General features: G+C 73.0%; 15 protein-coding genes. 9 read left to right on the top strand and 6 right to left on the bottom strand.

Annotation, left to right across the window (positions count from 1 at the left end; all coding sequences use genetic code 11):
* Window positions 1–14: 14 nt before the first annotated feature.
* The 6 genes from EIM48_RS07745 (at window position 15) to EIM48_RS07785 (ending at window position 11,529) form a co-directional block, all read left to right on the top strand.
* A complete protein-coding gene (locus tag EIM48_RS07745; RefSeq protein WP_028915670.1) occupies window positions 15–383 on the top strand; it encodes a response regulator in 369 nt (122 codons plus the stop codon).
* Window positions 383–913, top strand: a complete 531-nt coding sequence (locus EIM48_RS07750) for a chemotaxis protein CheW (protein WP_019398632.1) — start codon at window positions 383–385, stop codon at window positions 911–913. The genes EIM48_RS07745 and EIM48_RS07750 overlap by 1 nt, the downstream gene beginning before the upstream one ends.
* A gap of 40 nt (window positions 914–953) precedes the next feature.
* Window positions 954–2,990: a methyl-accepting chemotaxis protein gene (locus EIM48_RS07755; RefSeq protein WP_125111427.1), complete on the top strand. Its 2,037-nt coding sequence runs from the start codon at window positions 954–956 to the stop codon at window positions 2,988–2,990.
* An 81-nt stretch (window positions 2,991–3,071) separates the two neighbouring features.
* Window positions 3,072–9,728: an Hpt domain-containing protein gene (locus EIM48_RS15555; protein ID WP_233581655.1), complete on the top strand. Its 6,657-nt coding sequence runs from the start codon at window positions 3,072–3,074 to the stop codon at window positions 9,726–9,728.
* A complete protein-coding gene (locus EIM48_RS07780; RefSeq protein ID WP_125111428.1) occupies window positions 9,715–11,034 on the top strand; it encodes a chemotaxis protein CheB in 1,320 nt (439 codons plus the stop codon). Before EIM48_RS15555 ends, EIM48_RS07780 begins: the two co-directional genes overlap by 14 nt.
* A 27-nt stretch (window positions 11,035–11,061) precedes the next feature.
* Window positions 11,062–11,529 carry a chemotaxis protein CheW gene (locus EIM48_RS07785; RefSeq protein ID WP_019399634.1) on the top strand — a complete coding sequence of 156 codons (468 nt, stop codon included), beginning with the start codon at window positions 11,062–11,064 and terminating at the stop codon, window positions 11,527–11,529.
* 77 nt (window positions 11,530–11,606) lie between these two features.
* On the opposite strand, the gene EIM48_RS07790 is transcribed toward EIM48_RS07785, so the two are convergent.
* Window positions 11,607–12,341 (bottom strand): 16S rRNA (uracil(1498)-N(3))-methyltransferase, encoded by a 735-nt coding sequence (locus EIM48_RS07790; protein WP_028915667.1) that lies wholly within the window; start codon window positions 12,339–12,341, stop codon window positions 11,607–11,609.
* On the bottom strand, window positions 12,332–13,750 hold the full coding sequence (gene bioA / locus EIM48_RS07795; protein WP_125111429.1) for an adenosylmethionine--8-amino-7-oxononanoate transaminase: 1,419 nt from the start codon (window positions 13,748–13,750) through the stop codon (window positions 12,332–12,334). The genes EIM48_RS07790 and bioA overlap by 10 nt, the downstream gene beginning before the upstream one ends.
* A gap of 47 nt (window positions 13,751–13,797) precedes the next feature.
* Between bioA and nudE the strand changes: the two genes are divergently transcribed.
* Both nudE and cysQ read left to right on the top strand, forming a co-directional pair.
* Entirely contained in the window at window positions 13,798–14,343 is a 546-nt protein-coding gene (gene nudE, locus EIM48_RS07800) for an ADP compounds hydrolase NudE (RefSeq protein ID WP_019399637.1), read from the top strand.
* Window positions 14,340–15,137, top strand: a complete 798-nt coding sequence (cysQ, locus tag EIM48_RS07805) for a 3'(2'),5'-bisphosphate nucleotidase CysQ (protein ID WP_019399638.1) — start codon at window positions 14,340–14,342, stop codon at window positions 15,135–15,137. Before nudE ends, cysQ begins: the two co-directional genes overlap by 4 nt.
* 96 nt (window positions 15,138–15,233) lie before the next feature.
* Here cysQ and rnk read toward each other — a convergent pair whose 3' ends face one another.
* The 4 genes from rnk to ahpC all read right to left on the bottom strand — a co-directional run bounded on the left by rnk (window position 15,234) and on the right by ahpC (window position 19,207).
* On the bottom strand, window positions 15,234–15,668 hold the full coding sequence (rnk, locus tag EIM48_RS07810; RefSeq protein WP_019399639.1) for a nucleoside diphosphate kinase regulator: 435 nt from the start codon (window positions 15,666–15,668) through the stop codon (window positions 15,234–15,236).
* 151 nt (window positions 15,669–15,819) lie between these two features.
* Window positions 15,820–16,776, bottom strand: coding sequence for a LysR substrate-binding domain-containing protein (locus EIM48_RS07815; RefSeq protein ID WP_019399640.1), 957 nt, complete (start codon window positions 16,774–16,776; stop codon window positions 15,820–15,822).
* A gap of 47 nt (window positions 16,777–16,823) precedes the next feature.
* Window positions 16,824–18,419: an alkyl hydroperoxide reductase subunit F gene (ahpF, locus tag EIM48_RS07820; protein ID WP_125076682.1), complete on the bottom strand. Its 1,596-nt coding sequence runs from the start codon at window positions 18,417–18,419 to the stop codon at window positions 16,824–16,826.
* 224 nt (window positions 18,420–18,643) lie between these two features.
* A complete protein-coding gene (ahpC, locus tag EIM48_RS07825) occupies window positions 18,644–19,207 on the bottom strand; it encodes an alkyl hydroperoxide reductase subunit C (RefSeq protein WP_019399642.1) in 564 nt (187 codons plus the stop codon).
* Between the two features lie 173 nt (window positions 19,208–19,380).
* On the opposite strand from ahpC, the gene prmC reads away from it, so the two are divergent.
* Complete coding sequence (gene prmC / locus EIM48_RS07830) at window positions 19,381–20,220, top strand: peptide chain release factor N(5)-glutamine methyltransferase (RefSeq protein ID WP_026010732.1); 840 nt, start codon at window positions 19,381–19,383, stop codon at window positions 20,218–20,220.
* Window positions 20,221–20,271 lie beyond the last annotated feature (51 nt).

A 20,271-nucleotide genomic window follows, 5' to 3' on the forward strand; every position in this document is an offset into this window, starting at 1 on the left:
GGGGCAGGCAAAACATGGCTCGAATCCTGCTGATCGAAGATTCGCCGACCGATCGTGCCGTCTTCACCCAGTGGCTGGAGCGCGGCGGACACCAGGTCCTGTTCGCGACCAACGCCGAGGACGGACTTGAACTGGCACGCAAGCAGCTGCCCGACCTCGTCCTGATGGACGTGGTGCTTCCGGGCATGAGTGGTTTCCAGGCCACCCGCGCGCTCAGCCGCGACGAGGCCACCAGCAAGATCCCGGTGCTGATCGTCAGCACCAAGAGCATGGAGACCGACCGCGCCTGGGCCATGCGCCAGGGCGCGGTGGACTACGTGGTCAAGCCGCCGCGCGAAGAGGACCTGATGGCGCGCATCAACCAGCTGGTGGGCGCGGCCTGATGCGCACTCCGTTCGACATCCTTTCCGACTACGAGCGCCGCAGCCTGGCGCACGCGGTGCAGCTGCCGGCGCGCGAGCTGGGCCCGGAGACCTGGCGCGGCGTCGGCTACCGCATCGGCCGGCAGCGGCTGGTGTCGCAGTTCGGCGAGGTGGTCGAGATCATGCCGATGCCGCCGGTGACGCCCGTCCCCGGCGCGCAGCCGTGGCTGCTGGGCATCGGCAACCTGCGCGGCAACCTGTTCCCGGTCATCGACCTGAAGCTGTTCCTGGAAGGCGAGCGCACCGTCCTGCACGAGGGCCAGCGCGTGCTGGTCATGCGCCAGCAGGGCGGCGACGTGGCGCTGACCATCGACGAGCTGTACGGCCAGCGCGCCTTCAGCGAGGACCAGGCAATCGACCCGGCGCCGCTGGCCCGCGGCCGCTACGCCCACTTCGTCGAGCGCGCGTTCCACAGCGAGGGCGCGGACTGGGCGGTGTTCTCCCTGTCCAGGCTGGCCCGTACCCCTGAATTCAGGCAGGCCGCGGCGTGAGCGGCGGCCCCTCCAAGAATCCGATCGAGGCAATACGCGAATGAGCACTGCACCGGAATCCCCGAAGACCAGCCGCCTGGGTGGCGTGAGCACCGGGTTCTGGCTGGTCCTGCTGGTGCTGTCGGTGGTGGTGTTCGCCACCAACACCGGTGTGGCGACCTACCAGGGCAGCCGGCTGGCCGGCGCCAGCACCGGCGCGGCCGACCTGCAGGTGCTCTCGCAGCAGCTTGCCAACCAGGGCCGCGACGCGGTCGGCGGCAACGCCGAGGCGTTCACCGCCTTCCGCCAGACCCGCACCCGCATCGTCAGCACGGTGAGCGGGCTGCAGCAGCGCTTCGGCGGCGAGCCGGGCGTGGCCGCGCCGCTGCAGCAGCTGGGCCGCACCTGGAACCCGCTGGCCCAGCAATCGGCGCAGATCCTTGAGTCCGAGGAGGCGGTGCTGGCCCTGGCCGGCAACGCCGACCGCTTCGTCGGCCGCGTGCCGCAGCTGCAGGCGCAGCTGAACGAGGTGGTGCGCGCGATGACCGCCGGCGGCGCGCCCGCCGCGCAGGTGTTCAATGCCCTGCAGCAGGTCGTGGTCGCCGGCACCATGGCCCGCCGCGTCACCGAGATCCGCGCCGGCGGTCCCGGCGCCAGCGCCGCCGGCGACGCCCTGGCCCGCGACGCGGTGGTGTTCACCCAGGTGCTGACCGGCCTGATGGAGGGCAACGAGGAACTGGGCATCGCCCAGGTCCGCAACCCCGCCGCCCAGGCCGCCCTGCAGCAGTCGCAGGAACAGTGGAACGAGATGCGCAAGGACGTCGAGGCGATCCTGGCCAGCTCGCGCAACCTGTTCGCCGCGCAGACCGCGGCCGCCAGCCTGGTGGCCGGCTCGTCGCAGATGCTGGAGGACAGCAAGCGCGTGTTCGAGGCGTTCGCCGCCTTCGGTTCGGCCCGCGACACCCGCGTGTTCCCGAACTTCTGGATCGGCGTGGTTTCCGGCGTGCTGGCGCTGCTGTCGCTGATCGGCTTCGTGTGGAGCTCGGTGCGCAACCGCCAGCGCGAGCAGGAGCTGCGCTACCAGGCCCAGGTGGAGTTCAACAGCCGCAACCAGCAGGCGATCATGCGGCTGCTGGACGAAATCAGCTCGCTGGGTGAAGGCGACCTGACGGTGAAGGCCTCGGTGACCGAGGACATGACCGGCGCGATCGCGGACGCGATCAACTACGCGGTGGACGAGCTGCGCAACCTGGTGACCACGATCAACGACACCTCGGTGCAGGTCGCGGCCGCGTCCCAGGAGACCCAGGCCACCGCGCTGCAGCTGGCCGAGGCGTCCAACCACCAGGCCGAGCAGATCAACGCCGCCTCCCAGCGCATCGCCGAAATCGCGGCCAGCATCGAGCAGGTGTCGCGCAACTCCACCGAATCGGCGGAAGTGGCGCAGCGCTCGGTGGTCATCGCGGCCGAGGGCGCCGGCGTGGTGCGCGAGACCATCAACGGCATGGACCAGATCCGCGACCAGATCCAGGAGACCTCCAAGCGCATCAAGCGCCTGGGCGAGTCGTCCCAGGAGATCGGCTCGATCGTGGAACTGATCAACGACATTTCCGAGCAGACCAACATCCTGGCGCTCAACGCGGCCGTGCAGGCGGCGGCGGCGGGCGAGACGGGCCGCGGCTTCGCGGTGGTGGCGGACGAAGTGCAGCGCCTGGCGGAACGCACCTCCAACGCGACCCGGCGAATCGAAGGCCTGGTCCAGGCGATCCAGGCCGACACCAACGAGGCGGTCAGCTCGATGGAGCAGACCACCGCCGAGGTGGTGTCCGGTGCCCGCCTGGCCGAGGACGCCGGTACCGCGCTGACCGAGATCGAGCGCGTGTCCAACGCCCTGAACGAGCTGATCAAGAACATCTCGGTCGCCGCCCAGCAGCAGGCCGGCGCGGCCGCCGACATCACCAAGACCATGGAAGTGGTCCGCCAGATTTCCGCCCAGACTTCGCGGGGCGCGGGCCAGACGGCCGAATCGATCGGACACCTGGCGCAGCTGGCTGCCGACCTGCGCCGCTCGGTCGCCGACTTCAAGCTGCCTGGCTGATCAGATGGGCCTGACGGGGGATGATGGAATGAAGATGGCCCGGTATCCGCGCCTTGGCTGCCCGGCGGCATGGGGGCAGGCATGAGTGCGCTGCGCGACGCGATGAGCCACGCCGTACTCGGCTGGGTCAAGCCCGAGCTGGACGAGACCCTGCGCCAGGCGCGCGGGGAGATCGAGGCGTTCGTCGAGAACCCCTCCGACAGCAGCCGCATGCGCTTCTGCGCCGGCTACCTGCACCAGGTGCAGGGCACGCTGCGGATGGTCGAGCTGTACGCCCCGGCGATGGTCGCCGAGGAGATGGAGCTGCTGGCCCAGGCCCTGCAGCAGGGCGCGGCCAACGACCGCGACGAGGCCTGCGCCACCCTGATGCGCGGCACCGTGCTGCTGCCCGACTACCTGGAGCGCCTGCAGAACGGCCATCGCGACATCCCGATCGTGCTGCTGCCGCTGCTCAACGACATCCGCGCCGCGCGCGGTGCCGCCGGACTCAACGAGAGCGTGCTGTTCGCCCCGGACCTGAGCGCGCCGCTGCCGGCGCAGCTGCCGGCGCCCTCCGCGCTGCCGTGGGCGCAGCGCCAGGACCTGGTCGCCGCCGCCCTGCGCCGTTTCCAGGAAGCGATGCTGGCGTGGCCGGAGAACGGCGCCCCCGGCGACACCGCGATGCTGGCCGAGGCGACCGCCGAACTGCTGCGCAACGCCAGCCACGAGACCACCCGGCGCATGCTGTGGGTGCTGTCCTCGGTGACCGCCGCGCTGCGCGACGGCGCCCTGGCCGGCAACGAGAACCTGCGCGGCGCCTTCGCCGCCGCGCTGCGCGCGTTGCAGCAGGCCAGCGAGAACGAGGCCCTGCCGGCCGCCTCGCGCGGCGTGTCGACCCAGGAGCCGACCCGCCAGCTGCTGTACGCGGTCGCCTACGCGCGCACGCCGCACCCGGCGCTGGATGAACTGCGCCGCGCGTTCGACCTGGACGCGCAGATGCCCAGCGAGGCCGAGCTGGACCACGCCCGCGGCAGCCTGGCCGGCCGCAACCGCGACCTGCTCAACACCGTCGGCGGGGTGGTCAAGGAGGAATTGCTGCGGGTGAAGGACGCGCTGGACCTGCACCTGCGCACCGGCGGCGACGTCGCCGCGCTGCAGCCGCAGGCCGCCGACCTGACCCGGGTGGCCGACACCCTGGGCATGCTCGGCCTGGGCGTGGCCCGCGACGTGGTGCTGCAGCAGCGCGACGCGCTGCAGGCCATCGCCGCCGGCAACGCGCCGGCGAGCGAGGGCGCGCTGCTGGACATCGCCGGCGCGCTGCTCTACGTGGACGCCACCCTCGACGACCAGGTTGCCAGCCTGGGCGCGGGCGAGGAGGGCGCGGAGGACGCCGCCGCGGCCGAGGCCCGGCGCACGGTGGAGGTGCTGGCGCACGAGGCGCTGGCCAACTTCGCCGCCGCGCGCGAGGACTTCGTCGCCTTCATCGAGACCAACTGGGACCATGCCCGGCTGGAATCGGTGCCGCGCCTGCTGGAGGAAGTGGCCGGCGCGCTGCGCATGCTCGAGCTGGGCGAACCGGCCGATTACCTGGAAGGCGTGCGCCGCTACATCCTGACCGAGCTGATCGGGCGCCGGCGCGTGCCCAGCGGCCGCCAGCTGGACACCCTGGCCGACGCCATGGCCAGCCTGGAGTACTACCTGGAGGCGCTGCGCGACCGCCGGCCCAACCGCGCCGAGATCCTGGAGATCGCGCGCAGCAGCCTGGAAAGCCTGAACTACTGGCCGCTGCCGGACGCCCACGCCGCCGAGGCCCCCGCGGCCGCGGCGCCGGCGAGCACCCCGGCCGCCGCCGTGCCGCCGCCGCTGCCCGCCCCGGAACCGGTTGCCGCCGCGCCGCAGGCGCCGGCCGCGCCGGCCGGCCTGGACTGGGATTCGGTCGAACTGTCGCCGGCCCCGGTCGCCGCACCGGAACCGGCCGATATCGCCGGTCCGGTCCGCGAAGTGCTGGAAGCTCCGGCGCTGGAGGTCGAACTGCCGCCGGTGGTGCCGCAGCCGCCGGCGATCCCGTCGCTGGGCGACGCTCCGCGCTTCGTCTACGACCCGGTGTCCGGCGAATACATTGCCGAAGCCGCCGCCGCTGCCCCGGATGCCGGTACCGCCGCGGTGCCGCCGCCGCTGCCGGCCGACGAGGAGCCGGTGTTCGTCGCCAGCGCGTCCGAATCCGCACCGGCCCCGACCGCCCCGGTTCCACCGCCGCTGCCGGAAGCGCCCGCCGTGGTGCCGCCGGTCGCCCCGGCCGAGCCTGCCGCGGCCAGCCATGGCCAGTGGCTGGACCTGACCGTGCACATCCGTCCGCGCGTGCCGGCCGAGCCGCCGGCCGCCGAAGCCGCGCCGCCGGCGAGCGCGCCGGCCGCCCCGGCCGCTCCGGCCGCTCCGGCTCCCGCCAGTGGCGAGGCCGCTCCGGCCGCCGGGTCCGTCGATCCGCTGCTGGCCGAGATGGCCGCCGCCGCCGCGGCGATCCCGCCGGCCTCGGTCGGTGCCGCCCCGGCCGTGCCGCCGGCGCCGCCGGGGGTCGTGCCGGCCGCACCGGCACCTGCCGCCACCCGCAACGGCGGCTTCGACGACAACCAGGACATCGACGCCGACATCCGCGAAGTCTTCCTGGAGGAGTTCGAGGAAGAGCGCGGCAACCTCGCGCGCCTGCTGCCGCTGTGGCTGCGCGCGCCGGACGACCTGGAACGCCTGCGTCCGATCCGCCGCGTGTTCCACACGCTCAAGGGCAGTGGCCGCCTGGTCGGCGCCAGTGCCCTGGGCGAGTTCGCCTGGAAGATCGAGAGCATGCTCAACCGCGTGCTCGACGGCACCCGTCCGGCCAGCCCGGCGGTGGTCGCGATGGTGCAGCAGGCCACCGAGGTGCTGCCGCAGTTCGATGCCGCGCTGCGCGGCACCGGCGCGCTTGCCCTGGACCTGCACGCGATCGAGTCGGTGGCCGAGCGCATCGCCGCCGGCGAGGAAGCGTTCTACTCGATGCCGGCGCCGCCGGCGGCCGTGGCCGCCGTGGTGGACGAAGGCACCCCGGCCTCGGTCGACAGCGTGCTGCGCGAGATCCTCGAGACCGAGGTCGCCACCCACCTGGAGACGGTGGACGCGTGGATTGCCGCCGCGCGCCAGGCGCCGCAGGCGGTCAACGATCCGCTGCTGCGCGCCATGCACACCATGAACGGCGCGTTCGCGATGACCGACGTGCCGGAGATCACCGCGGTCACCGACGCGGCCGAGACCTACATCAAGCGCGGCATCGCCGCCGGCCACGTGCCTTCCGCGGAGGAAGTGCAGACCCTGGCCGACACCGCGGCCACGATCCGCGCCTGCATCCAGGCGCTGCAGGCCGAGTCGCCGCGTATCCCCAGCTATGCCGCGCTGGCCGCGCGCCTGCGGGCGATGGCCGACACCCTGCCGGAGGCGCGCTGGTCGCAGCCGGAAATCCTCGAGGACGAAGCCGCGGCCGTGCCGGCGGCGCCGGATCCGTCGATGGAACTCACCGGCGTCGACCTCAGCGGCTTCCTGGTCGACGCGCTGGGTGGCGACGAGGCCCAGCCGGCCGCGGTCGATGCCGGCAGTGCCGCGCCCGCGGCACCCCAGGTGCCGGACTGGAACCTGGACGCCGCCGGGACGGCGGCCCCGGAAACCAGCGCCCCGGCCGTCCGGCAGTGGGAGGTGGAGCAGCCGCTCGCCGGCGCGGACGCCAGCGCCGCGTCCGATTTCGCCGGCGAGGCCATGCCGGCCGCGCCCGCGGGCAGCGAAGAGGCTGCGACCGATGCGGGCGATTTCAGCTTCGACTGGACCCCGCCCGAGGTCGCCGCGGAGCCCGCCGCCCCGGCGGCCGAACCGCCGGCCATCGCGCAGGCCACCATCGACCCGCCGGTCGCCGTGGAGCCGGCCATCGAGCCGGCAGCCGCGGACTGGAACCTGGAGCCGGTGGCCGACAGCGGCGCCGTGGAGCCGGCCGGCATTGCGCCGGTGGCGGAAGAAAGTCCCGCGCCGGCCGTCGACGACGCCTCCATGGCCGCGGCCGGGCCGGTGGCCGCGAGCCCGGACCCGGTGCTGGCGCCGCTGCACGAGGCCATCGAGGCCGCGCTGGAAGCGGCCGCGCCGGAAGTCCCCGCGACCGCAACCACTGCGGCCCCGGACGAGCCGGCCGCGGAAGCGCCGGTGCAGCCGGAGGTGGCCGAGGCGCCCGCGGTTGCCGCCGAGGCACCCGCCGCCGCCCCGGTACTGCCGGCGGAAACCGAGGTGGCGCCGGCCGACGCGCCGATGCTGGACTTCAGCGAGCTGGACCGCGACCTGGTCGACATCTTCGTCGAGGAAGGCGGCGACCTGCTCGACCACATCGACGCGCTGCTGGTGGAACTGCGCGCCGACAGCACCGCGCGCGAGGCGATCATCGGCCTGCAGCGCGACCTGCACACGCTCAAGGGCGGCGCGCGCATGGCCGGCATCGCCACCATCGGCGACCTCGGCCACGTGATCGAGTCGCTGCTGGAAGCGGCCGCCGAGCATCGCACCGAGCTGGGCCGCGGTGACGTGCAGCTGCTGGAACGCGGCTTCGACACCCTGCACCAGCTGTTGGTGCAGACCCGTGCCCACCGCGCCACCGCCATGCCGCACGCGCTGATCGCCGCGTTCGAGGCGCGCATCCGCGGCGAGGCCGTGCCCGCGGTCGCGGACGACGTCCCGGCCGCTGCGCCGGCCGCCGCGGCGCCCACCGAGGCCGCGCAGCCGCACGCCGAGGCTGCTCCGGCTGCCGCGCCGCAGCCGCAGCCGCAGCCGGTGCATGTCGCCGCCGAGGTCCAGCTGGCCGCCACCGCCGCGGCGCTGCCGCCGCTGTCGGCCCCGGTGGACGAGGAAGCCGAGGCGCCGGCCGAGGAAGCCATCGCCCCGCGCGCCCCGCAGGAACAGGTGCGCGTGCGCGCCGACCTGCTGGACAACCTGGTCAACCACGCCGGCGAAGTGGCGATCTACCGCGCCCGCCTGGAGCAGCAGCTGGGCGCGTTCCGCGCGGCCATGGCCGAGCTGGACCGCACCAACGCCCGACTGCGCGACCAGCTGCGCCGCCTGGACCTGGAGACCGAGGCGCAGATCGTCGCCCGCTACCAGCGCGAGCAGGACAGCGCCGACCCGACCTTCGACCCGCTGGAGCTGGACCGCTTCTCCACCCTGCAGCAGCTCAGCCGCGCGCTGAACGAGTCCGCCGCCGACCTTACCGGCCTGCAGGGCGTGCTCGAGGACCTGGCCCGCCAGTACGACGTGCTGTTGCAGCAGCAGTCGCGCGTGAGCTCGGACCTGCAGGACGGCCTGATGAGCGCGCGCATGGTGCCGTTCGACAGCGTCGTGCCACGCCTGCGCCGCGTGGTCCGCCAGGCCGGCCACGACACCGGCAAGCAGGTGCAGCTGCGCCTGGACGGCACCCACGGCGAACTGGACCGCAACGTGCTCGACCGCATGGTCGCGCCGATCGAGCACATGCTGCGCAACTCGGTGGCGCACGGCCTGGAGACCCCGGCCGAGCGCGTGGCCGCGGGCAAGAGCGAGGAAGGCACGATCACCATCGCCCTGCGCCACGAGGGCTCGGAAATCGTGCTGCAGGTGTCCGACGACGGCCGCGGCCTGGACCGCGACGCGATCCGCCGCCGCGCCGAGCAGCGCGGCCTGCTCAAGCCGGGCGCGGTGCTCACCGACACCGAGCTGGATTCGCTGATCTTCGAGGCCGGCTTCTCCACCTCCGAGCAGGTCAGCCAGCTGGCCGGCCGCGGCGTGGGCATGGACGTGGTCCGCAACGAAGTGCGCCAGCTCGGCGGCACCGTGGAAATCCACTCGGTGGTCGGCCGCGGCGTGACCTTCACCCTGCGCCTGCCGCAGACCCTGGCGGTCACCCAGGCGGTGTTCGTGCAGATCGGCGAGACCACCTACGCGGTGCCAGTGGCCTCGGTCAGCGGCATCGGCCGGATCTCGCGCGAGCGCTTCGAGAGCGGCACCGGTGGCTACCGCTACGCAGGCGAGGAATACGCGCTGCACGACCTCGGCCTGCTGGTCGGGCAGGGCCCGGCCAAGGCCGAGGGCCAGGCCCAGGTACCGCTGCTGCTGGTGCGCGCCGGCGACCTGCGCGCCGCGGTGGCGATCGACCAGGTGGTCGGCAACCGCGAAATCGTGGTCAAGCCGGTCGGCATGCAGATCGCGTCGGTGCCGGGCATCTACGGCGCCACCATCACCGGCGACGGCCGCGTGGTGGTGATCCTCGACGTCGCCCCGCTGGTGCGCCGCCACCTGGCGCAGCCGCAGCGCCCGGCCGCCGAGGCCGAGGCGCAGCAGCAGCGCCACGTGCCGCTGGTGATGGTGGTCGACGACTCGCTGACCATGCGCAAGGTCACCGGCCGCGTGCTGGAACGCCACAACTTCGAGGTGGTGACCGCGCGCGACGGCATCGAGGCGCTGGAGAAGCTGGAAGAGCGCGTGCCCGACCTCATGCTGCTGGACATCGAGATGCCGCGCATGGACGGCTACGAGCTGGCGACCGCGATGCGCGCCGACGCGCGCTTCCGCGGCGTGCCGATCGTGATGATCACCTCGCGTACCGGCGAGAAGCACCGCCAGCGTGCGTTCGAGATCGGCGTCCAGCGGTACCTGGGCAAGCCGTACCAGGAACTGGACCTGATGCGAAACGTGTACGACCTGCTGGGGATCGCCCGTGCCCGCGACTGATTCCTCGAAGACGGTCGCATTGCTGGCCCGCCAGGGCGCGGCCCGGGAGCGGCTGCGCCAGGCGCTGGACGCCGCCGGCGGCAACGTGGTGCTGGAAGCCGACCCGGTCGAGCTGGACCTGGCCACCCTGGCCGGGATCGGCGCGCAGGCGGTGCTGGTGGCGCTGGAGCCGGCGGTGGAGGACGCGCTGGTGGCGCTGGAGCCGGTGCTGGAGTCGCCGGACCTGCTGGTGATCTTCGACGAGGCCGACCTGGCCGCGCGCCGCGACGGCTGGGAGGCGCAGCGCTGGATCCGCCACCTGGCGGCCAAGCTGCACGGCCACGACGACGTGCTGCCGCCCGGCCGCGAGCACGACATCGACTTCTCGGCGCAGCTGCAGCCCGGCCGCCCGGCTGCGTTGCAGCAGGCGCATGCCGGCATCGACGCGGACCTGGCGCTGGGTGGCGAAACCGTGGACCTGGCCGCGCAGCTGCCGCCGGACCTGCCGCCGCCGCTGCCCGCGGTGGAGGCGCCGCCGGCGCCCGCGCCGTGGGAGGACGGCAGCGCCGCCCTGGCCTGGGACGAGCACGCGCCCTGGGAGCGCGCGGCCCCCGCGCTGGAGCCGGAGGCCCCGGCCGCCGCGCCCGCGGTGCCGCCGCCTCTGCCAGAGCCCTCGGCGTGGACCCTGGCCGACGACGCCCCGGCCACCCCGGGCCCGGCCCCGGCTGCCGCGCCGCCGCCGTTGCCGGACTTCAGCAACCTCTCGCTGGTCGAGCTGGAGCCGGTCGATACCGGCGCGCCGGTGGCCAAGGGTGCGGTGCTGGTACTGGCCGGCATCGGCGGCCCGGACGCGGTGCGCAAGCTGCTCGGCGCGCTGCCGGCCGGTTTCCCGCAGCCGGTGCTGGTGCAGCTGCGCCTGGACGGCGGCCGCTACGACAACCTGGTCAAGCAGATGGCGCGGGTCTCGCCCGTGCCGGTGGCGCTGGCCATGCCCGGCGACGCCGTGGCTCCGGGCTCGGCCTACGTGCTGCCCGACGGCGTGGGCGTGGAACCGGCCGGCAATGGCCTGCGCTTCATCGACGCCGGCCCCGGCCACGAGCCGGTGGAGGCACTGCCGCCGACCGAGAGCGCGGTGCTGGTGCTCAGCGGCGCCGAGCCGGCGCGCATGGACGCGGTGCTGGCGCTGGCCGCGCGCGGCGCCTATGTCGCCGGCCAGGCGCTGGACGGCTGCTACGACCCCACCGCGGCCCGCATGCTGGAGGCCGGCGGCGCCCCGCTGGCCGCGCCGGCGATGCTGGCCAACCAGCTTGTGGCGCGCCTGGGCTGAGCCCGGCGCGCGGAGGAAGACCTGCAGATGGCATTCAAGAGCGACGAAATCCGCGGCGTCATGATCCAGTCGGGCCAGGAGCGCCTGCTGCTGCCCAATGCCACCGTGGCCGAGGTGCTGGCGCGGGTGGAGGTGCAGCCTCTGGAAGGCACGCCGGGCTGGCTGCCGGGCCATGTCGCCTGGCACGGGTGGGACGTTCCGCTGGTCGACTTCGCCCGCCTCGCCGGGCTGGGCGGCGATCCGCCGGGGCGCATCCGCGTGGTGGTGCTCAAGGCGCTGGGCGGCGACGAGGGACTGCCGTACTTCGCGCTGCAGACCACCTCGTTCCCGCAGCTGGTCTCGGTGCCGCGCGACAGCCTGCTGGCCGACGCATCCGAGGACGAACTGCCGCGCGGCGTGCAGATGCGCGTGCTGCTGGGCGAGCAGGGCGCGCTGCTGCCGGACCTGGAAGGCATCGAGCAGCTGGTGGTCGACGCCCTGGGCGCGATCGCCTGACCCTGGCGCCGGCCGTGGCCGGCGCATGCAGGGCACGCATGGAACCGGCCTCGCGCCGGTGTTTTTCCGTGTCCGGGTCAGAGGTCGCCGAAACGCGCCTGCAGCGCGGCGATCGCCGCCAGGCCCGCGGTCTCGGTGCGCAGCACCCGCGGGCCCAGGCGCAGGCCGCGGAAGCCGGCGGCGTGCAGCACCTCGCGGTCGCGCGGCGACCAGCCGCCTTCCGGGCCGATCGCCACCACCACCGTGTCCGTGTCCTGCAGCTGCAGCGAGGCCAGGCGGTGTTCGCCCTGCGGATCCAGCAGCAGGCGCAGGGCATTGCCCGGCAGCGCCGCGGCAGCCGCGTCCAGCGCCGCCGGCGCATGCACCTCCGGCACGCGCGCGCGGCCGGATTGCCCGCAGGCCGACCCGACCACGCTGCGCCAATGCGCCAGCCGCTTCTGCGCGCGCTCGGCGTCCAGCCGCACCTCGGTGCGCTCGCCGTTGACCGGCACGATCGCGGCCACGCCCAGCTCGGTGGCCTTTTGCAGGATCAGGTCCATCTTCTCGCCGCGGGCGATGCCCTGCAGCAGCACGATGCGCAGCGGCGACTCGTTGTCCACCGTGCTGGCCGACACCACCTCGGCGCTGACTTCGCGCTTGCCGACCGCGGCCAGGCGCGCCGCGTAGTCGTGGCCGTCGCCGTTGAACAGCACGCAGGGGTCGCCCTCGCGCAGGCGCAGCACCCGCGCCAGGTGGTTGCCGGCGTGCTCGGGCAGGACGACGGTGGTGCCGGGCTGCAGCGGCAGCTCGACGTGGCAGCGGGTCAGGCGCATGCGGTGCCCTCGGCGATGGCGGCGGCGGTGGTTTCGGCCAGCAGCTGCAGCTGGGCCTCGTCGATGCAGTACGGCGGCATCCAGTACAGGACGTCGCCCAGCGGGCGCAGCAGCACGCCCCGTTCCAGCGCGGCGCGGTAGGCGCGCAGGCCGACCCGCAGCGCCGGGTCGAACGGCGTGTCGCGGGCGCCGTCCCGGGCGAGTTCGAAGGCCACGACCATGCCGGCCTGGCGCACGTCGGCGACATGCCGGCTGCCGGCGCCCACCTGCGCGGCCAGGGTGGCCATGCGTGCGGCGGTGGTGCGGTTGCGCTCCAGCACGCCATCGACTTCGAAGATGTCCAGCGAGGCCAACGCCGCGGCGCAGGCCAGCGGATTGCCGGTGTAGCTGTGCGAATGCAGGAAGGCGCGCTCGCGCGAGTCGTCGAGGAAGCCTTCGTAGATGGTCTGGCTGGCGAGCACGGCGGCCAGCGGCAGGAAGCCGCCGGTCAGGCCCTTGGACAGGCACAGCAGGTCCGGGGCGATGCCGGCCTGCTCGCAGGCGAACATGGTGCCGGTGCGGCCGAAGCCGGTGGCGATCTCGTCGGCGACCAGGAACACGCCGTTGGCGTCGCACAGCTCGCGCGCCCGGCGCAGGTAGGCCGGATGGTGCATGCGCATGCCGCCGGCGCACTGCAGGCGTGGCTCCAGGATCAGGGCGCAGATCTCGCCCGGGTGCTGGTCGAACAGGTCGGCCAGGGCGTCGGCCGCGCGCAGCGCGCACTGCTCGTCGCTCTCGCCGGGGCGGGCCATGTAGGCGTCGGGCGAGGGCGCGAACAGGGCCTCGGCCAGCAGCGGCGCGTACACCCGCCGGTACAGCGGGATGTCGCCCACCGCCAGCGCGCCCAGGGTCTCGCCGTGGTAGCCGTTCTCCAGGGCGATGAAGCGGGTGCGCGGCTCCTCGCCGCGGTTGCGGAACCAGTGGAAGGCCATCTTCAGCGCCACCTCCACTCCGGCCGAGCCGTTGTCGGCATAGAACACGCGCGACAGCGGGGCGCGGCCGGGCTGGCGCGGGGCGATGGCCAGCAGGCGCTCGGCCAGCTCGATGGCAGGGGCGTGCGAGAAACCGGCCAGGATCACCTGTTCCAGGCTGCGGGCCTGGCGGGCGATGGCCTCGGCAATGCGCGGTTCGGCATGCCCGTGCAGGTTGGTCCACCAGCTGCTGACCGCGTCCAGGTAGCGGCGTCCGTCGTAGCCGTGCAGCCACGCCCCCTCGCCGCGCTCGATCGGGACCAGCGGCAGCACGTCCGGATGCTCGCGCATCTGCGTGCACGGGTGCCAGAGCACGGCCAGGTCGCGTGCGCGCCAGGGCGCGTCCGCTGGCACCGGTGTCTCTGCTAGCATGGCCTGCTGATGAATACGTTCCTGCATCCGTCCATGATAACGGTCGCTCCCGGGCCGGATCGCGGAGCGTTGCCGTGAGCCGGCGGCTGCCTGTCATCCACGGCATCACCACGGAGGATGCCGGCCCGTACCGCCTGGAGCGGCTGGACCTGGAATTCTCCAACGGCGAGCGCCGGCGCTTCGAGCGCATGGTGCCGCGTGGCCCCGGCGCGGTGGTGGTGGTGCCGCTGCTGGACGAGGACACCGTGCTGCTGGTGCGCGAGTACGCCGCCGGCGTCAACCGCTACGAGCTGGGCCTGGTGAAGGGGCGCATGGATCCGGGCGAGACCCCGGAACAGGCCGCCAACCGCGAGCTGAAGGAAGAGGCCGGCTACGGCGCACGGCGCCTGGACGTGCTGCGCCAGCTGACCCTGGTGCCGACCTACATGGGCCACGTCTCCTGGCTGGTGCTGGCGCGCGACCTGTATCCCGAGCGGCTGCCCGGCGACGAGCCGGAGGAGCTGGAAGTCATTCCCTGGAAGCTGCAGGAACTGGACCGACTGATGTTGCGAGAGGATTTCTCCGAGGGGCGCTCGCTGGCGGCGCTGTTCGTGGCACGCGAGTGGCTGGCGCGGCGATGACCCGGATCACCGTCGACCTGCGCGAGACCGTCATCGCCATCGCCCGCCAGGCAGGCGAGGCGATCATGGAGATCTACCGGGAGGGCTTCGAGGTCACCCACAAGCAGGACGCCAGCCCGCTGACCGCGGCGGACATGGCCGCGCACCGGATCATCGTCGAGGGGTTGCAGCGCCTGACCCCGGAACTGCCGGTGCTGTCGGAGGAATCGGCGGAAGTGCCGTGGGAGGTCCGCCGCCTGTGGCAAAGCTACTGGCTGGTCGACCCGCTGGACGGCACCCGCGAGTTCGTCAAGCGCAACGACGAGTTCAGCGTGAACATCGCCCTGGTGGTGCAGGGCGCGCCGGTGCTGGGCGTGGTCCAGGCGCCGGTCGGCGGCCAGGTGTGGCACGCGGTGCGCGGCGAGGCGGCCTACCGCCGCGACGGCCAGCGCGACGAACCGCTGCGCGTGCGCTCCCCGGCCAGCGCGCCGCTGCGGGTGGCGGCCAGCCGCTCGCACCGCGACGCCCGCACCCAGGCGGTGCTGGACCGCATGGGCGAGATCGAGGAAGTGGCGCTGGGTTCGTCGCTGAAGTTCTGCCGCATCGCCGAGGGCCGGCTGGACGTGTACCCGCGTTTCGGCCCCACCTCGGAGTGGGACACCGCGGCCGGCCAGTGCGTGCTGCACGCCGCCGGCGGTGCGCTGCTGGCGGCCGACACCGGCAAGCCGTTCCGCTACAACCGGCGCGAGACCCTGCTCAACGGCGACTTCATCGCCCTGGGCGACACCGACCTGCCGTGGCAGCAGTGGCTTTGATCCGTCCGATGGGGCGCCGGTAACGGTCCGGCGCCGGTTGCGCCGGGTCGCGCCGCCTGCCGGGTTGCCCGGCCCGCGCGACCCGCGCCAGTCAGCTCAGCGATGCAGGTCGCCGGCGGCTTCGGGCTGGTAACGCACCGCGGTGACCCGCAGCCGCAACGGGCGCCCGCCCGGTGCCTGCCAGTCGATGCTCTGGCCCACGGACAGGCCAAGCAGGGCGGTGCCGACCGGGGCCAGCACGGAGACGCGGCCCTTCTCCACGTCCGCCTCGTTGGGATAGACCAGGGTGAGCACGTGCTTCTCGCCGCTGGCCTCGTCCTCGCACTCGACCTGCGAGTGCATGGTCACCACGTCCGCCGGCACCTGTTCCGGCGGTACCACTTCGGCCCGGTTGAGCTCGTCCATCAGCGCGATCGCGGCGGGATGGCGGCTCAGGACCGGGGAGTCGAGCATGGCCTCCAGGCGGGCCATGTCGCGGGCGGAAACGATCAGCGAAGGGGGCAGGCCGCTGACGGGCTGGGTTGTCGACATCGGTATACCTCACGGTTGGGGGCGCGCCGGGCGCGCATGAAGAAAAGGCGGGCGCGTTTCCGCATCCGCCTCGGGTCATCGGGTTTGTGCCTGCACCGTAGCCGGTAACAGGAATGGTTTCAAGCGCCCGCAGGCGCGGCGCCGGGGGTGTTCAGGCGCGGGCCGTGGTCCCGGCCGTGGCGGCAGGGGCCGCCGGCAGGCCGCACTGGGGCGCCAGCAGGTCCGGCGGCAGGTCGCCGACCACCGCCGCCAGCCGCACCAGGAAGCTGCCCATCGCCGAGCTGCGGCGCCAGACCATGGCCAGGCTGCGGCTGGGGTGGGAGTCGGAGAAGCCCAGCAGGTGGATGTTGTCCGACTGCGCCACCGGCGGCTTGACCGCCAGCACCGGCAACAGGGTCGCGCCGACGTTGGCGGCCACCATCTGCCGCAGGGTTTCCAGGCTGGTGGCGCGGAACCCGGTCTTCTCGTGCGCGCCGGATACCCGGCACACGTCCAGCGCCTGTTCGCGCAGGCAATGGCCGTCCTCCAGCAGCAGCAGGCGCTGCTCGGCCAGCTCGTCCAGGGTCACGTTCGCGCGCCGCGCAAGCGGGTGCTGCCCGGGCACTGCCAGCACGAACGGCTCCTCGAACAGGAACTCTGCGTGCAGCTGGTCGTCGTGCACCGGCAGGGCCAGGATCGCCGCGTCCAGCTTGCCCTCGCGCAGGCGCGCCAGCAGCTCGTCGCTCTTCTCCTCCACCAGCAGCAGTTCCAGGTGCGGGAAGCGCTCGAGCACGCGCGGCACCACGTGCGGCAGCAGGTACGGCGCCAGGGTGGGGAAGATGCCCAGCCGCACCGTGCCCGCTTCCGGGTCTTGGCTGCGGCGTGCCGCTTCCTTCATCTGCTCGACCTCGGCGACGATGCGGCGGGCGCGTTCGGCGGCCTCGCGCCCGGCGGGGGTGAGCATCACCTTGCGCGGCGCGCGTTCCACCAGCGGCACGCCCAGCTCGTCCTCCAGCTTGCGGATCTGGGTGGACAGGGTCGGCTGGCTGACGTAGCAGGCCGCGGCCGCGCGGCCGAAGTGCTTGTGATCGGCCAGGGCCACCAGGTATTTGAGGTCGCGCAGGTTCATTGCTTCGTTCCCGCCGGGGGACGGGCGGGCGGGGCCCGCCCGCCGCGTCAGGCGCCGACTTCCTCCGCCGGGATGGAGGCGGCCGGGGCCGAGGTGCGGATCAGGTGGTCGAACGCCGCCAGCGAGGCCTTGGCGCCCTCGCCGACCGCGATCACGATCTGCTTGTACGGCACCGTGGTGCAGTCGCCGGCGGCGAACACGCCCGGCAGGCTGGTCTGGCCGCGCTCGTCGACCACGATCTCGCCGCGTGGGCTCAGCTCCAGCGTGCCCTTGAGCCACTCGGTGTTGGGCAGCAGGCCGATCTGCACGAAGATGCCCTCCAGTTCGAGGCGGTGGCTGTCGCCGCCGACACGGTCCTTGTACACCAGGCCGGTCACCTTCTGCCCGTCGCCGAGCACCTCGGTGGTCTGGGCGCTGGTGATGATGGTCACGTTCGGCAGGCTGCGCAGCTTGCGCTGCAGCACCTCGTCGGCGCGCAGCTTGCCGTCGAACTCCAGCAGGGTGACGTGGCCGACGATGCCGGCCAGGTCGATCGCCGCCTCCACGCCGGAGTTGCCGCCGCCGATCACCGCCACGCGCTTGCCCTTGAACAGCGGGCCGTCGCAGTGCGGGCAGTAGGCCACGCCGCGGGTGCGGTACTGGTCCTCGCCGGGGACGTTCATCTGCCGCCAGCGTGCGCCGGTGGCCAGGATCACGGTCTTCGACTTCAGCGAGGCGCCGTTGGCCAGCTTCACCTCGACCAGGCCGTCGGCGCCGGCCGGGACCAGGGCCTGCGCGCGTTGCAGGTTCATCACGTCCACGTCGTACTCGCGCACGTGCTGCTCCAGCGCGGCGGCCAGCTTCGGGCCCTCGGTGTACTGCACCGAGACGAAGTTCTCGATCGCCATGGTGTCCAGCACCTGGCCGCCGAAGCGCTCGGCCGCCACGCCGGTGCGGATGCCCTTGCGCGCGGCGTAGATCGCCGCCGCGGCGCCGGCCGGGCCGCCGCCGACCACCAGCACGTCGAACGGGGCCTTCTGCGCGATCTTCGCCGCCTCGCGCGCCTCGGCGCCGGTGTCGAGCTTGGCCACGATCTCCTCCAGGCCCATGCGGCCGTAGGCGAACAGTTCGCCGTTGAGGAACACCGCCGGCACCGACATCACCTGGCGCGCTTCGACCTCGTCCTGGAACAGGGCGCCGTCGATGGCCACGTGCCTGATGTTCGGGTTCAGCACCGCCATCAGGTTCAGCGCCTGGACCACGTCCGGGCAGTTCTGGCAGGACAGCGAGAAATAGGTCTCGAAGCTGAACTCGCCTTGCAGCGACTTCACCTGCTCGATCACCTCGGCCGCGGCCTTGGACGGGTGGCCGCCCACCTGCAGCAGGGCCAGCACCAGCGAGGTGAACTCGTGGCCCATCGGCAGGCCGGCGAAGCGCAGGCTGATGTCCTGGCCGGGGCTGGTGATGGCGAAGGAGGGCTTGCGCTCGGCGTCGTCGCGGCGCACCTCCAGGCTCACCTGCGGCGACAGGCCCTCGATGTCCTGCAGCAGCTCGAGCATCTCCTTGGAGCTGTCGCCGTCGTCGAGCGAGGCGACCAGGTGCACCGGGCGGGTCAGGCGTTCCAGGTAGGCCTGCAGCTGGGTCTTGAGGTTGGCGTCCAACATCGGGGCGACTCCGGGAAGTGGAAAGTGGGTCCGGCGGCGGGCAAGCCGCCACCGTGGCGCCCGCCGTGGCGGGCGCCCGTGGATGGGGAAGTGGACCGGAGCCGACGCGGCCTGCGTGGCGTGCCGCGGCGCGGCGGCTGCGTGGGATGCGATGGCTCCGGTCCACTCCCCCGCCTTGGGCAGGGGAGGGATGCCCCGGCGCGGGCGCCGGGGCGGGTACGGCCTTAGATCTTGCCGACCAGGTCCAGCGACGGAGCGATGGTCTTGGCGCCTTCCTTCCACTTGGCCGGGCAGACCTGGCCCGGGTTGGCGGCGACGAACTGGGCAGCCTTCAGCTTGCGCAGGGTCTCGGAAACGTCGCGGGCGATGGCGTTGTCATGGACCTCCATGGTCTTGATCACGCCTTCCGGGTTGATGATGAAGGTGCCGCGCAGGGCCAGGCCCTCTTCCTCGATGTGCACGCCGAAGGCGCGGGTCAGCTGGTGGGTCGGGTCGCCGACCAGCGGGAACTGGGCCTTGCCCACAGCCGGGGAGGTCTCGTGCCACACCTTGTGCGAGAAGTGGGTGTCGGTGGTCACGACGTAGACCTCGGCACCGGCCTTCTGGAACTCGGCGTAGTTGTTGGCGGCGTCCTCGACCTCGGTCGGGCAGTTGAAGGTGAAGGCAGCCGGCATGAAGATCACGACCGACCACTTGCCCTTCAGGTCGGCATCGGTGACTTCGATGAACTCGCCGTTGCGGAAGGCATTGGCCTTGAAGGGCTGGACAGTGGTGTTGATCAGGGACATGGGTCCTCTCTCGGTTGGGGTGAAAACTGAGACGCCATGCTAGGCGCTCTTGATAGACAGGGCAAATCAATTGAAAGGATTGGATAGATAGGTTCCATCTATCGAATCCGGAGAATTCCTCTCCTGAATCATCAAGCTTGGCAATTCCCCTTGCCCTGCTTCATGGTGGCGCGATGGAACAAACCCAAGCTCCCACCCCCAGGACCCTGTTGCAGGAGGCCGCCGGCCGGCTGCCGCGCGAGGATGCCGAGCCCCTGTTGCTGCATGCATTGCAGCAGGACCGCGCCTGGCTGTTCGCCCATGGCGACGATCCGGTCCCGGCGGACCAGGCCGGGGCCTATCGCGCGCTGCTGGCGCGCCGCCAGGCCGGCGAGCCGGTGGCCTACCTGACCGGGCGCCGCGGCTTCTGGACCCTGGACCTGGAAACCACCCCAGACACCCTGATCCCGCGCCCGGAAACCGAGCTGCTGGTGGAGCTGGCGCTGGAACGCCTGCCGGCCGACGAGCCGGTGCGGGTGGCCGACCTGGGCACCGGTACCGGCGCCATCGCCCTGGCCATCGCCAGCGAGCGGCCGCTGGCGGCGGTGGTCGCCACCGACGTGGCCAAGGCCACCCTTGCCGTCGCGGTGCGCAACGCCCAGGCCAATGGCATCGGCAACGTCTGGTTCCGCCGCGGCGACTGGTGCCAGGCCCTGGGCCGCGACCGCTTCGACCTGGTGGCCAGCAATCCGCCGTACATCGCCGAAGGCGATCCGCACCTGGCCCGGGGCGACCTGCGCCACGAGCCGCCCCGCGCACTGGCTTCCGGGCCCGACGGCCTGGATGCGATCCGCATGATCGTGGCCACCGCCCCGGCGCACCTGGTCCCCGGCGGCTGGCTGCTGCTGGAGCACGGCTGGGACCAGGGCGCGGCCGTGCGTGCGCTGCTGGGGCAGGCCGGCTTCGTGGAAGTGGCCACGGCGCAGGACCTGGAACAGCGCGACCGGGTCAGCTACGGGCGCCGTCCCGGCTGAGGCGGGGCGTGCGCGGGACGCCCGATACAATGGGCGCTTTCCGCCGCAAGG

It is taken from the genome of Pseudoxanthomonas sp. SGNA-20 (assembly GCF_003931635.1).
Lineage (GTDB): Bacteria > Pseudomonadota > Gammaproteobacteria > Xanthomonadales > Xanthomonadaceae > Pseudoxanthomonas.